This window comes from Paraurantiacibacter namhicola (genome assembly GCF_001687545.1).
GTDB classification, from domain to species: Bacteria; Pseudomonadota; Alphaproteobacteria; order Sphingomonadales; family Sphingomonadaceae; genus Paraurantiacibacter; species Paraurantiacibacter namhicola.
Window position 1 is genome coordinate 2,524,279 of the sequence record NZ_CP016545.1, and the last position, 12,403, is coordinate 2,536,681.

Annotated in this window: 12 protein-coding genes and 1 tRNA gene; 8 read left to right on the plus strand and 5 right to left on the minus strand. The window is 64.6% G+C overall.

Annotation, left to right across the window (positions count from 1 at the left end):
* Positions 1-63: 63 nt before the first annotated feature.
* From A6F65_RS12295 to A6F65_RS12305, 3 genes are all read left to right on the plus strand, one after another.
* Entirely contained in the window at positions 64-1,221 is a 1,158-nt protein-coding gene (locus tag A6F65_RS12295; protein WP_067789388.1) for a GNAT family N-acetyltransferase, read from the plus strand.
* 91 nt (positions 1,222-1,312) lie between these two features.
* A complete protein-coding gene (locus A6F65_RS12300; RefSeq protein ID WP_067789391.1) occupies positions 1,313-1,720 on the plus strand; it encodes a response regulator in 408 nt (135 codons plus the stop codon).
* A gap of 373 nt (positions 1,721-2,093) precedes the next feature.
* Positions 2,094-2,891 (plus strand): response regulator, encoded by a 798-nt coding sequence (locus A6F65_RS12305; RefSeq protein ID WP_067789394.1) that lies wholly within the window; start codon positions 2,094-2,096, stop codon positions 2,889-2,891.
* 72 nt (positions 2,892-2,963) lie between these two features.
* Here the strand turns inward: A6F65_RS12305 and A6F65_RS12310 are convergent, their stop codons facing one another.
* Positions 2,964-4,625 (minus strand): CHASE domain-containing protein, encoded by a 1,662-nt coding sequence (locus A6F65_RS12310; protein ID WP_237164827.1) that lies wholly within the window; start codon positions 4,623-4,625, stop codon positions 2,964-2,966.
* A gap of 206 nt (positions 4,626-4,831) precedes the next feature.
* Between A6F65_RS12310 and A6F65_RS13080 the strand changes: the two genes are divergently transcribed.
* The 3 genes from A6F65_RS13080 to A6F65_RS12320 all read left to right on the plus strand — a co-directional run bounded on the left by A6F65_RS13080 (position 4,832) and on the right by A6F65_RS12320 (position 6,981).
* Complete coding sequence (locus A6F65_RS13080) at positions 4,832-5,005, plus strand: NepR family anti-sigma factor (protein WP_169817031.1); 174 nt, start codon at positions 4,832-4,834, stop codon at positions 5,003-5,005.
* A complete protein-coding gene (locus A6F65_RS12315) occupies positions 5,002-5,634 on the plus strand; it encodes a sigma-70 family RNA polymerase sigma factor (protein ID WP_067789401.1) in 633 nt (210 codons plus the stop codon). Before A6F65_RS13080 ends, A6F65_RS12315 begins: the two co-directional genes overlap by 4 nt.
* A 120-nt stretch (positions 5,635-5,754) precedes the next feature.
* Positions 5,755-6,981 (plus strand): AI-2E family transporter, encoded by a 1,227-nt coding sequence (locus tag A6F65_RS12320; RefSeq protein WP_067790659.1) that lies wholly within the window; start codon positions 5,755-5,757, stop codon positions 6,979-6,981.
* A gap of 76 nt (positions 6,982-7,057) precedes the next feature.
* On the opposite strand, the gene A6F65_RS12325 is transcribed toward A6F65_RS12320, so the two are convergent.
* Positions 7,058-7,666 (minus strand): superoxide dismutase, encoded by a 609-nt coding sequence (locus A6F65_RS12325; protein WP_067789408.1) that lies wholly within the window; start codon positions 7,664-7,666, stop codon positions 7,058-7,060.
* Positions 7,667-7,772: 106 nt separating this feature from the next.
* Complete coding sequence (locus A6F65_RS12330; protein WP_067789411.1) at positions 7,773-9,050, minus strand: dicarboxylate/amino acid:cation symporter; 1,278 nt, start codon at positions 9,048-9,050, stop codon at positions 7,773-7,775.
* Between the two features lie 74 nt (positions 9,051-9,124).
* Between A6F65_RS12330 and glmM the strand changes: the two genes are divergently transcribed.
* Both glmM and thiD read left to right on the plus strand, forming a co-directional pair.
* Positions 9,125-10,468: a phosphoglucosamine mutase gene (gene glmM / locus A6F65_RS12335; protein ID WP_067789414.1), complete on the plus strand. Its 1,344-nt coding sequence runs from the start codon at positions 9,125-9,127 to the stop codon at positions 10,466-10,468.
* A complete protein-coding gene (gene thiD / locus A6F65_RS12340) occupies positions 10,465-11,274 on the plus strand; it encodes a bifunctional hydroxymethylpyrimidine kinase/phosphomethylpyrimidine kinase (RefSeq protein ID WP_083989540.1) in 810 nt (269 codons plus the stop codon). The genes glmM and thiD overlap by 4 nt, the downstream gene beginning before the upstream one ends.
* Before the next feature lie 22 nt (positions 11,275-11,296).
* Here thiD and A6F65_RS12345 read toward each other — a convergent pair whose 3' ends face one another.
* Both A6F65_RS12345 and A6F65_RS12350 read right to left on the minus strand, forming a co-directional pair.
* Positions 11,297-12,229, minus strand: coding sequence for an LOG family protein (locus tag A6F65_RS12345; protein ID WP_067789418.1), 933 nt, complete (start codon positions 12,227-12,229; stop codon positions 11,297-11,299).
* 61 nt (positions 12,230-12,290) lie between these two features.
* Positions 12,291-12,364 (minus strand) — tRNA-Gln (locus tag A6F65_RS12350).
* Between the last annotated feature and the right edge of the window lie 39 nt (positions 12,365-12,403).

Below are 12,403 nucleotides of genomic sequence, written 5' to 3' on the forward strand. Positions count from 1 at the left end.
CCGCTTGACAAAATGCCGAAAGCGCATTGAGGGCTAACGGCAGCTGAACGAGGAACTACCTGAGTGTCGGATACGGAAATAGAGATCGTAGCGGTCCCCGGCAAGGCCACGCTGGATGAGTTTATCGATGTCTCTTATCGATTGAACGCAGACGATCCCAATTGGGTGCCCCCCCTTCGCAGCGAAGCCAGGGAGCTGCTGACCCCGGGCAAGAACCCGTTTCACGACCATGCGCGGCTGCAATATTTCCTCGCACGGCGCGGCGGGCGGGCCGTCGGCCGCATCTCCGCCCATATCGACGAATTCGCCCTGGCCCAGCCGCCCGAACAGGGCATGGGCCCTGGCACCGGCAACTGGGGCCTGCTGGAAGCGGAAGACGAAGGCATTGCCAAGGCGCTGATCGCCAAGGCCGAGGACTGGCTGCGCGAACGCGGCATGACGCGCGTGCTCGCCCCCATCAGCCTGTCGGTCTGGGAAGAGCCGGGCCTGCTGGTGCAGGGCCATGACCATCCGCCCACCGTGATGATGGGGCATGACCGCAGCCAGTACCAGCCGTGGATCGAGGGCACCGGCTATGAGAAGGCGAAATCGCTCTTCACTTACGAGCTCGACATCACGAAGAAATTCCCGCCCATCGTGCAGCGCATCATCGCGTCGGGCGAGAGAAACGAGCGGATCACCATCCGCCCGATCGACATGGCCAATTACCAGCGCGACACGGCCATCGTGATCGATATCTTGAACGAAGCATGGTCGAAGAACTGGGGCTTCGTGCCCTTCAGCGAGCGCGAGAAGGCCTACGCGGCCAAGAAGCAGAAGCCGCTGATCCGCCCTGACCTGAACATGATTGCGGAGCTGGACGGTGAGCCCGTCGCCTTCATGATGACGATCCCCGATCTCAACGAGAAGCTTATCGGCATGCGCGGCAAGCTGTTCCCCTTCAATTGGGCAAAGCTGCTTTGGTGGCTGCGCAAGCCGCAGGTCCGCACCATGCGCGTGCCGCTGATGGGCGTGAAGAAGCGGTTGCAGAACTCGCGCATGGCCAGCCAGCTGGCCTTCATGATGATCGAACAGATACGGCAGAACTCCGTCGCCAATTACGGCGCCACCCGCGGCGAGATCGGCTGGATCCTGGACGACAACAAGGGGATGATCGCCATCGCCGATACGCTGCAGACGCAGGTAAATCGCGAATACGTGATCTACGAAAGGTCGCTGTAGGACTCGCTAGGCGCGCACCGGGAACGGAGCGGCGCAGCTGCCGTTATAACGCAATGGCGGCAGCATCGGGCGGGCCGCCCTTGGGGCATCCATGGCACGCAGCAAGAAACCTGACCTCGGCCGGATCCTGGTTGTGGAGGATGACGCCATCCTCGCGACCGCGATCGAGGCGGCGCTGATGGACCATGGCGCGCGCGAAGTCGCCGTCTGCCCCAGCCTTTCCTGCACTATGGGTGAACTTGAGAAAGGCCGCATCGACGGCATCGTGCTGGACGTCCACCTGACGGACCGTGACGACGGCTGGGCGCTGGCCGAGCTGGTCAGCGTGTTGGGTACGCGCAAGCCGCGCATCGTTTTCTCCACCGGCAGTCCCGAAGACATCCCGCAAGACATCGCGGCCATGGGTATCGTGATGGAAAAGCCCTACGACCCGGATGACCTGGCAGCCTGCTTCGCAAAGAAGCCGCGCGGCCTGCTTGGCGCGCTGCGCCGCAAGTAATCACAGACTGAGAGTCCCGACCGGCTGCGCGATCCGGCGTGCGCAGGCGCGCGTCCAAGCATCTGGAAGCGCCATGAAAAAAGGGCCTCCGCTCTCCTTATGGAGAACGAAGGCCCTTCGGGATCGTATCACCAGCCGCTTGGACGGGAGGGGGGTCTCGGCGGTGACAGTGATAGAATGTCCGGCCTGCAAACGGGTTCCCGCTGCCCGATTATTTTTTTCAGCGGCCCTTTTGCGACAGATAAGACCGGCTGTTGAACAAAGCCTGTTACCGCCGATTGCCCGCCGCGCTGGCCAAGGCGCAATCGAATTGCCATGGGGAACCGGCAACGTCCGCATGCGTTCATCACGCGCCAATAACGGAAGGGGTTTTATGTCCATCGGGGCCGAAGTCGCAACACACCTGCCATTCCTCCGTCGCTATGCACGCGCCCTCACCGGCTCGCAGCAGACCGGCGATGCCTTTGTCCACCAGACGCTGGAAGCCGCGCTGGCGGACGATGAATTGTCCGAAAGCCTGAAGGGTGGCCGTGTGCCGCTGTACAAGGCCTTTAATGCCATCTGGTCCAGCGCTTACATGGAAGTGGACGGCGGCAACGCCGAAAGCGCCAGCGACCACGAAGGTGCCGCGCAGGATCACCTGCGCCGGATCACCCCGGTCAACCGCCAGGCCCTGCTGCTGACGACCGTGGAGGATTTCTCCAATGCCGAAGCCGGACAGATCATGGGCGTCGGCGCCGACGACGTGCGAGAGCTCGTCCGCGAGGCGATCGAGGAGATCGACCGCGAGAATTCCACCAGCGTCCTGATCATCGAGGACGAGCCGCTGATCTCAATGCAGCTGGAAGACCTCGTGCGTTCGCTGGGGCACGAAATCTGCGGCACCGCCGCCACGCGCACCCAAGCGCAGGAAGTCGTCGCCAAGGAACGTCCCGGCCTGGTGCTGGCCGATATCCAGTTGGCCGACGGTTCGTCCGGCCTGGACGCGGTCGACGATATCCTTGCCATCGACAGCATGCCGGTGATCTTCATCACGGCCTATCCGGAACGCCTGCTGACCGGCGACCGTCCTGAGCCGACCTATCTGGTCACCAAGCCATTCCAGGAAGAAACGGTGCGCGCGGCGATCAGCCAGGCCCTGTTCTTCAATTCCAGCCGCCCGATCGACTGACCGGCGGCCATACAGTCAGAATGCCAAAAGGGCCGGGGAGCGATCCCCGGCCCTTTTTCGTTGTGCCCGCAATCAGATGTCCCGGTGGGCAGAGCGCAATCTGAAGTCGCTTCCCTGGCGCACAGGAATGACCATCTCGCAGCGCACCCCGGCAGGATCGAATTCGATCGTTACCGGGCTGCCCAGTTCGTGCGCTACGATCTTCTCGATCAGGTCCAGCCCGAAGCCGCGCTGCCTCGATTGCGGCACAGCGGGGCCGTTGCTTTCCTGCCAGACCAGCTTTGCGCGATCTTCCGCAACCGGCTCCCAAGCTACCTCCACGCGCCCGCCATGCTGGCTCAGCGCGCCGTATTTGGCAGCGTTGGTCGCCAACTCATGCAGCGCAAGACCCAGCGAAAGCGCGTCGTTGGGTGCCAGTTCCGTCAGCGGGCCGCTGGCCATGACCGTGCCTTCCTCAGACTTGGCATAAGGTGCCGTTTCCGCAGCCACGACATTGGCAATCGGTGTCGATCCCCAGTCGGACTTGGTGAGCAGGTCATGCGTGGCCGACAGGGCCCGGATCCGCCCTTCCAGGCTCTCGGCATATTCATCCAAATTGCTGGAGCGCCTTCGTGTCAGTGTCATGATGGAAAGGACATTCGCCAGCGTGTTCTTCACCCGGTGATTCAGCTCGCGGGTCAGCGAATTGCGGATCGAGTTCTGCTCGGCATAGAAATTCAGCGCCGCCTCGTCCTCGCTCGCCTGCTGGGTCAGCATCCGCACGAGCAGCATTAGCAGGCTTGCCACCAGCATCCCGAATATGAGCGTAAGCATGGCCGGGCCCGACAGAGCCGCTGCATCGGGCGCCCTCACCTGCAGCAGCCAGTTCTGGCCTGCCACTTCTATATTTCGCGAGACGTACTGCCCCTCGCCCTCGACGCGGTCTGTCCCGGCAAGGAAGTCCTTGTCGTCTGGGTTGCCGTCATAAAGCCGCACTTCGGAGACGCCGGCAGCTTCCAGCTCCAGCACGCTTTCCAGGAAGTCGCCGGCATTGAACGGGCTGTAGACGAAACCGTCGAGCTCGCGGCTGCCATCGACGATGCTGAAGACAGGCATGTAGAAGATGAAGCCGGGTTCGGGGCGGCGGCCGTCCTGCAGCAGAACGAGCTTGCCGCTGGCGGTCGGGCGTACCGTGCGCGCAGCTTCGTCCATCGCGGCCCGGCGCGTCGCTTCGGAATACATGTCATACCCGCTCGCGCGCCGGTTTCGTTCGGTGTCGGGGTAAAGATAAAGCACCGGGACGGCGAAGTCGGCGCCTGATCGCATTTCAGGGCTGATCTGCGGCTCGCCGGGCAATTCCGCGGCGATCTTGCGATTGAATTCGAAGCGCTCGGCAGGGCTAACAACCGGCGCCCAGCCAATGCCTTCCGAACCGCGGTAATCGGCATCCAGCCTCAATTCGGAAACGAAATCCCGGAAACGCGCCGGCGTGACTTCGTCCAGCGAGGCGACAAGCGCGGCGCCGGCGCGCAGGTACGATGTGCTGGCATTGACCCGGCGTTCCACGGCCGACGCGATGGCATCCGCGCGCGCTTCCAGCTCCAGCCGCTCGGTCTCGGCCGTGCTGCGCTGGATGGCCACGACGGACAGCAATGTAGCAAGGATAACCAGCGCGAAAATCGCGACCGGCATCGCTCGTGGGTATTTGACCAGCCAGCGGCGGGTCTTCCCTGGTGACCTTTCGGTCTTGCTCACTTGCTCACCTTCGGCTTGCGCCGGTCTGAATTTCTGTGCGCCGGGACAGGATCGGGTCGCGCTTCGGGTCCGGTGCACTTGTTGTATCGGGGAACCGCAAGCAATGTTTTTCGTTCCAATTGCGACATCGGGACGGGGTTTAGCAAAATTCGGAGGACGCCGGAGGTTGCACACCCGCCCGCAAACACGATCTGGATGCGTGCAATATGGCAACCGCCGAAAAGAATTCGCCCGACAAGGGCAAGCGCGATGCGCAGGAGCACAAGGATGATCCGCAATGGGCGGACGGCCTGAAGAAGCTATATAATTCCGTCGTCGAAGAGCCCCTGCCCGATAGTTTCCAGGACCTTCTCGCAAAGCTGGATGCCGATAAGTCATGAGTGGCGCGAAAGAGAAAAAGCCGCTGCCCAAGCGCAGCGCAGCCGACAAGATCGCCTTCAAGCGCGAGCTGACCGAGGTCGTCCCGCACCTTCGTGCCTTTGCCCGCGGCCTGTGCGGCCGGCCGGACATGGCCGATGACCTGGTGCAGGAAGCCTTGCTGAAAGCTTGGGCGGCGCAGGAGCGTTTCGAGCCGGGCACAAGCATGCGCGCATGGACCTTCGTGATCCTGCGCAATGCCTATCTCACGGACATGCGCCGCAACCGCTTCCGCGGCGAATATGACGAAGGCGTGGCGGAGCGTATCCTGACGGCGCCTGCCGGACAGGAAGAGCCATTGCACCTGTCCGACATGCACCGCGCCCTGCTGACCCTTCCGCCGGAACGCCGCGAGGCGCTGCTGCTGGTGGGCGCGGGCGGCTTTTCCTACGAGGAAGCGGCCAATATCTGCGGCTGCGCCGTGGGCACGATCAAGAGCCGGGTGGGCCGCGCGCGCGCTGCCCTGACCGGCATGATCGAGGACGGCGATATCCCGGACCGCAAGATCGAGGATCCCAGCGCGCACCGCGCCATCCTGGAAGAGCTGGACGAAGTCGCCGCGGGCAACGGGCAGGCAGCCGCAATCCGATAGGCGCCGCTTGCCCGCGGGCGTTTACAGTCCGTCGATCCCTGCAGCACCTGCGCGCCAATCGCCTTGCGCCGCGCGGCTGGCGGCGTAATGAAGGCGCATGGCTTGGACGGGCAACAGGAAATGAGCGACACAGCAGGCACCGCGCCACCGGCGGCCGACACCGCAAGCGCGGCTGCTGGTGCCGTCGGGCCGGGCGCACCGCGCCGACGCTCCATTGGCTTCGCCAAGCAGGAATTGCGGCTGATATCCTCCGTCGTCCTGTTGATGGCGTTCGGCCTGTTCCTGGCCTTGCCCTTCGTCCTGTCGATTGGCGCCGTGGTGTTCTTGCCGCTGGTGGCCGCCATCATCCTGACGATCCTGCTCTCCCCCATGGCGGACCGGCTGGCGCAGTGGGGCGTGCCCAACATCCTCGCCTCCCTGGCATCGCTTATCGTCTTTCTGGGTATATTGAGCACGGCGCTCACCGCCGTCCTGCGCCCGGCGACCTTCCTGTTCGAGCGCACGCCAGAGATGATCGACCGTATCGGCCAGCACTTCAGCCAGCTGAAGGGCTCGCTCGCATGGATCGCGCAGCTTAACGAACAGATCGCCCGCATCGTTGGCGATGGTGGGGAACAGCAGGTGGTACTGGCCGGGCCGAATATCGTGGAAGAACTGGCGCTCGCCACGCCAAGCGTCGTGCTGGCCGTGCTGCTGACCTTCCTGCTGGCATTTTTCATGATCGAGGCGCGCGTGCGCCTGCGCCGCAAGCTGCTGCTGGACCGCCAGCATTTCGGCACCAGCCTGAAGGCTGCCCGCGTGATGCGCGACGTGCAGGACCGTGTCGCGGCCTACATTCTGACGGTCGGTTTCATCAACACAGGCGTGGGCATCGTGGTGGGCCTGGGTGCCTGGGCCATGGGCATGGAAGCGCCCGTGATGTGGGGCGGCCTTGCCGCGCTGCTGAACTTCCTGCCCTATATCGGCCCGCTGGTGATGGTCGCGCTGCTGACGCTGTTCGGGCTCGGCACGTCGGAGCAGTGGCTGGTCGGCCTGATCCCGGCAGCCGCTTATCTTGGCCTGCACACGGTGGAATCCAACGTGATCACGCCCAGCGTGCTTGGTGCGCGCTTCACGATGAACCCAGTCGCCATCCTGCTGGCGCTGAGCTATTTCAGCTGGATCTGGGGTGTGACAGGCGCGCTGCTTTCCGTGCCCATCCTGCTGACCATCACCGCGCTGATCGACCATCTCGGCAAGCCGAACCTGATCGGTTTCGTCTTCGGCGAGCCGCTGTTCCAGACCAACCTTCTGGCACTGGCGGAAGAGGCAAGCGCAGCGGAAGGCGCCGCCGCTTCCCAAGCCTAGGCATGAAAAAGGCCCGCACGGTGGCGGGCCTTTCTCAATTACAATTGCAACCGGTAGTCCCGGCGCTTTGCTGGCCTCAGCTATAGGACCAGGCGGAACCGCGGGCGAGGTTCTCGCCTGCGAAATCCCAGTTCAAATGGTTCTCGACGACCTGCTCCAGATATTCCGGACGCTTGTTCTGGTGGTCCAGGTAATAGGCGTGTTCCCACAGGTCGATCGTCAGCAGCGGGTTGAAGCCCTTGTCCGCCAGCGTATCGCCGTCATGCGTTTCCTCGATCGACAGCTTGCCGTCCTTCTCTGCCAGCCAGACCCAGCCGCTGGCGAAGTGGCCCGCACCGCGGTCCTTCAGCTGCGCCTTCAGCTCGTCGAAGCCGCCGAAGTCGGAATCGATCTTGTCAGCGAGGTCACCGGAAGGCGACTTCGCGTCGGCGCTGAGCGAGTGCCAGTAGAAGCCGTGGTTCCAGCTCTGCGCGGAGTTGTTGAACAGGCCCTGGTCGCTGCCACGCGCCGCGGAGATGATCTCTTCCAGCGCCTTGTCTGCATGGGCCGTGCCCTCGATCGCCTTGTTGGTCTTGTCGACATAGGCCTGGTGATGCTTGCCGTGATGGAAGCTCAGCGTTTCGGCGCTGACAGCCGGCGCGAGTGCGTCGGAGGCGTAAGGCAGAGGAGTTACTTCGAAAGCCATGGATGGTCCTTCCCGTTATCGGATCGTGTGGTGAAAAGAGTGGTTCGGAATGGCAACGCGCGAGGTGCGCCTGTCGTTTCCCTTGCGATTCATTCTCAATTGAGAGCTAGTCAGTCGCAGCGGCTCGCTCGCGATCGACGGCGGATGTCACCGCGACGTTCATCGTCACATTGGCCAGTGTGCGCATGATGTCCGGCAGCATTTCCACCGCCACCAGCAGCGCCAGCGGTTCGATCGGCACGCCCATGGCCAGCGCGATGGGGCCGATGGACACGACGAAGCTGATGGAACCCGGAAGGCTGACCGATCCGACGGAGATGACCAGCGCCACGGCGATGCCCGCCGCGATGATGCCGGGCGTCAGATCGACACCGGCCAGCGCGGCTACATACATCGCCACCGCCATATTCATCGCCGGGCTGGTCGCGCGGAAGATCGCCACGGCCAGCGGCAGCACGAAGTCCGCCGTTTCCTCGCGCAGTCTCAGCCGCCGCGCACTGTCCAGCATGGCTGGCAGGCTGGCGAGCGAGCTCTGCGTGGAAATGGCCACGGCCTGCGCGGGGATCATGGCGCGGATGAAGCGCCCCGGTGCGATACGGCCGGCGGTGAAGGCCAGCACGTAAGCGCCCAGCAGCACGATGCCGCCCATGGCCGATACGACCAGTATGTAATGCGCCAGCGCCCCGAAGGCCCCGCCCCCGGCCCGCGCCGCGACACCGAAAGCCAGCGCGAACACGCCCACCGGTGCGACCCACAGGACCCAGCCGATGATGGTCAGCATCGCATTGGCGAGCGCGCGGAAGAACCCAAGCATGCTGGTCCGCTGCCCGGCAGGCAGGCGCGCCACGGCGACGGCGAACATGGCAAAGAAGATCGTCAGCGGCAGCATCGCCGTCTCCGCCGCGGCCGCGATGATATTGGGCGCGATAAGGCTGGTGATGAAGTCCGCCAGCCCGGGCACGGCCTGCGGCTCGATGTCACCCGTCTGCAGCAGGGATGCCGCGGATGCGGGAATGGGAAATGCCTTCAGCAGCAGCGGCAGGAAGACAGCCGTCGCCAGCCCGCTCAGCACCAGCACCGCAAAGACATAGGTCAGCATGCGCCGCGCGGTCGCACCGGCACGCGCTGCGGCTGCCATCTGCGAAATGCCCAGCACCAGCAGCGCGGCCACCAGCGGGATGATCGTCATCTGCAGGCCGCGCAGCCACAGAGTGCCCACGGGCTGCGTTACGGCTAGGACCGGCTCCAGCGCCGCAGTGTCCGTCAGCGCGAGGCCCGCCAGAAGGCCCGCAACCAGCCCGCCGAACGTCCACCAGACCGGCAGGCGGATTGCGACAAGGCCTTCTTCGGCCTGCGGATCGTCATGCGTTTCGTGCGTGGCCAAGATCGCCCCCTTCCCTTCCGCGCTTAACCGCGCCACAAGCCGCTTGCAATCAGGCGCCAGACCATAGGGGCAGCATGGGACGTAAATTCTTCGGAACGGACGGTATTCGCGGGCGCGCCAATGCGGACCTGCTGAAGCCATCGACGGCCATGAAGGTGGGCCAGGCGGCCGGCGCACATTTCGTGCGCGGGGACCATCGCCACCGCGTGGTGATCGGCAAGGATACGCGGCTTTCGGGCTACATGATGGAGACCGCGCTGGTCGCAGGCTTCACCAGCGTGGGCATGGACGTGATCATGACCGGCCCCCTGCCCACCCCCGCCATCGCCCTGCTGACGCGCGAGATGCGGGCGGACATCGGCGTGATGATCTCCGCCAGCCACAACCCCTATGCCGACAATGGCATCAAGCTGTTTGGCCCCGATGGCTTCAAACTGTCCGACGCGGATGAGGAGGCAATCGAGGCGCTGATGGGGGGCGGGGAAATCCCGCTGGCACAGGGCGGCGGCATCGGCCGCGCCCGCCGGATCGACGATGCGCGCGGCCGCTACATCCACGCCGTGAAAGGCAGCGTGGGCGAGGACATGCGCTTCGACGGGCTGAAGGTGGTGGTCGATTGCGCCCACGGCGCGGCATACCAGGTTGCCCCGACGGCCATCTGGGAGCTGGGCGGGGACGTCATCGCCATCGGCGTCACCCCGAATGGCACCAATATCAACGACGGCGTCGGCTCCACATCGCTCGACGCCGTGAAGGCGCGGGTGCTGGAAGAAGGCGCCGATATCGGCATTGCCCTGGACGGCGATGCGGACCGCCTGATCGTGGTCGACGAGAAAGGCCAGACGGTCGATGGCGACCAGATCATGGCGCTGATTGGCACGCGGATGAAATCGCGCGGCACGCTGACCGGCGAGGGCGTGGTCGCCACGGTGATGAGCAATCTGGGCCTCGAACGCTTCCTGCAAGGCCAGGGCCTGACGCTGGAGCGCACCAAGGTGGGCGACCGGCACGTGCTGGAGCGGATGCGGGCCGGCGGCTACAATGTGGGCGGCGAGCAGTCCGGCCATATGATCCTGCTGGACCATGCCACCACCGGCGACGGCACGATTGCCGCGCTGCAGGTGCTGGCCGCAATGGTGCGCGCCGGGAAGCCGGCCAGCGAACTTCTCCACCAGTTCGATCCCGTCCCGCAGCTGCTCGAAAACGTCCGCTTCTCCGGCGGGAAGCCGCTTGAGGACGCGGCCGTGAAAGCGTGCATTGCCGACGCAGAGGCCGAGCTGTCCGGCAAGGGCCGCCTGGTCATCCGCCCCAGCGGCACGGAGCCTGTCATCCGCGTGATGGCGGAAGGCGACGACGAGGGACAGGTAAAGGCCGTCGTCGGACGGATCTGTGACAGCGTCAGGCAGGCGGCGGAGTGAGTTCGCAGGAAAAGCCGATCCAGCCGCGCATCCTCTCGATAGCGGGGTCCGACAGCTCTGGCGGCGCTGGCATCCAGGCCGATACCAAGACCATCACCGTGCTGGGCGGTTACGCCATGACGGCCATCACCGCCGTCACTGCGCAGGATACCACCGGCGTTCACAAGATTGCCCTTCTGGAACCAGGCATGGTGGCCGCGCAGGTCACCGCCTGCCTCCAGGACATCGGGGCCGACGCCGTGAAGATCGGCATGCTCGGCTCGCCGGAGATTGCCGAGGCGGTGCTCGGCGCTTTGGAAGGCTTCGAAGGGCCGGTCGTCTTCGATCCCGTCATGGTGGCCACCAGCGGCGCATCGCTGGCTGACGAGGCGACCATTGCCAGCTTCGAGCGGTGGCTGACGCGCGCAGAGGTTGTGACCCCGAACCTGCCGGAACTCGAGGCGCTGGCGGGCCATTCATGCCCCACCGGGCAGGACGTGATCGAAGCTGCGCTGGCCATCGCCCGCAAGCATGGCTGCGCCGTGCTGGCCAAGGGCGGACATTCGGCGGACGATCTGATGGTGGACCGGCTGGTCTTCCCCCATGACGCAGTCGCCGAGTGGGAAGGAGAGCGGATCGACACGCCGCATACGCATGGAACGGGCTGCACCATGTCGGCCGCCATCGCCACCCTGCTGGGTCACGGGCAGGACCTGCGCCACGCCGTGGAGCTCAGCCGAAAGTTCGTGCGCCAGGCCATCGAGGCGGCGCCGGGATTTGGCAAGGGCAACGGCCCGCTCGGCCACAACCGCGTGGGCCGTGGCTGAGCGAGCGCGCCCGTATTGCTGATCAGCCTGCGGGCTGGCCGTTTTCCGTCAGGTCATAGAAGTCGCGGATGTGCTCCCACGCCTCGTCCGCGGTCTCGCACCAGTGGAACAGGTCGAGGTCCTTGCGCGAGATCGTTCCTTCTTCCGCAATCGCATCGAAATCGACCACGCGGCTCCAGAAATCCTTGCCGAACAGCATGATCGGGATCGGCTTCATCTTGCCGGTCTGGATCAGGGTCAGCAGCTCGAACAGCTCGTCGAACGTCCCGAAGCCGCCCGGGAACACCGCCACTGCGCGGGCACGCAGCAGGAAGTGCATCTTGCGCAGCGCGAAATAGTGGAAGTTCAGCGCCAGATAGGGCGTGACGTAGGAATTCGGCGCTTGTTCATGCGGCAGCACGATGTTGAGGCCGATGCTTTCCGCGCCTGCATCGCTCGCCCCGCGATTGGCCGCTTCCATGATGGAGGGGCCGCCGCCGGAGCACACGACGAACTGCCGCTTCCCGTTCTCGACAATGGCCTTCTCGCTGACCATGCGGGCCAGCTTCTGTGCTTCGCCGTAATACTTTGCCTTGGCTGCCAGGCTGCGCGCGATGCGGGCCTCGTCCTCGGGCAGCTTCTCGGCCTTGGCCAGCACCTCGTCCGCCGCTTCGGGCGAAGGAATACGGGCAGAACCGTACATCACCAGCGTGGAGCCGACACGCGCCTCGTCCAGCAGCATTTCGGGCTTCAGCAATTCCAGCTGGAAACGCACGGGGCGCAATTCGTCCCGCAGCATGAAGTCGGTGTCGCGGAAGGCCAGCTTGTAAGCGGGATGCTGCGTCTGCGGCGTGACCGGGACCACCTGGTCCGCGAAATCGGCTTCCTGCTTTGCGGGGTAGAACTTGCGATCGTCGATATCGCGATCCTTGCCCGGATTTGCGGGCGCCTGTGTCTTATCAGTCTTATCTGTCATGGAACGGCCCGTAAGCGCCCCGCCGCGCACGGGCAAGGCTGCATTTTTCTGGGATGGAGAATGGATGCCCCGTGAGGATTCGAACCTCAATTGACGGAGTCAGAGTCCGTAGTCTTACCATTAGACGACGGGGCACCAGTCGGCATTGCGGCCCGGATGGGCGGCTCCTGCCGG

Excerpts from the sequence above, each read along its gene's own strand:
- A6F65_RS12345 (WP_067789418.1), bottom strand. The coding sequence starts at position 12,229 with ATGACAGATAAGACTGATAAGACACAGGCGCCCGCAAATCCGGGCAAG.
- A6F65_RS12300 (WP_067789391.1), top strand. The coding sequence starts at position 1,313 with ATGGCACGCAGCAAGAAACCTGACCTCGGCCGGATCCTGGTTGTGGAG.
- A6F65_RS12320 (WP_067790659.1), top strand. The coding sequence starts at position 5,755 with ATGAGCGACACAGCAGGCACCGCGCCACCGGCGGCCGACACCGCAAGC.
- A6F65_RS12315 (WP_067789401.1), top strand. The coding sequence starts at position 5,002 with ATGAGTGGCGCGAAAGAGAAAAAGCCGCTGCCCAAGCGCAGCGCAGCC.
- A6F65_RS12305 (WP_067789394.1), top strand. The coding sequence starts at position 2,094 with ATGTCCATCGGGGCCGAAGTCGCAACACACCTGCCATTCCTCCGTCGC.
- glmM (WP_067789414.1), top strand. The coding sequence starts at position 9,125 with ATGGGACGTAAATTCTTCGGAACGGACGGTATTCGCGGGCGCGCCAAT.
- A6F65_RS12325 (WP_067789408.1), bottom strand. The coding sequence starts at position 7,666 with ATGGCTTTCGAAGTAACTCCTCTGCCTTACGCCTCCGACGCACTCGCG.
- A6F65_RS13080 (WP_169817031.1), top strand. The coding sequence starts at position 4,832 with ATGGCAACCGCCGAAAAGAATTCGCCCGACAAGGGCAAGCGCGATGCG.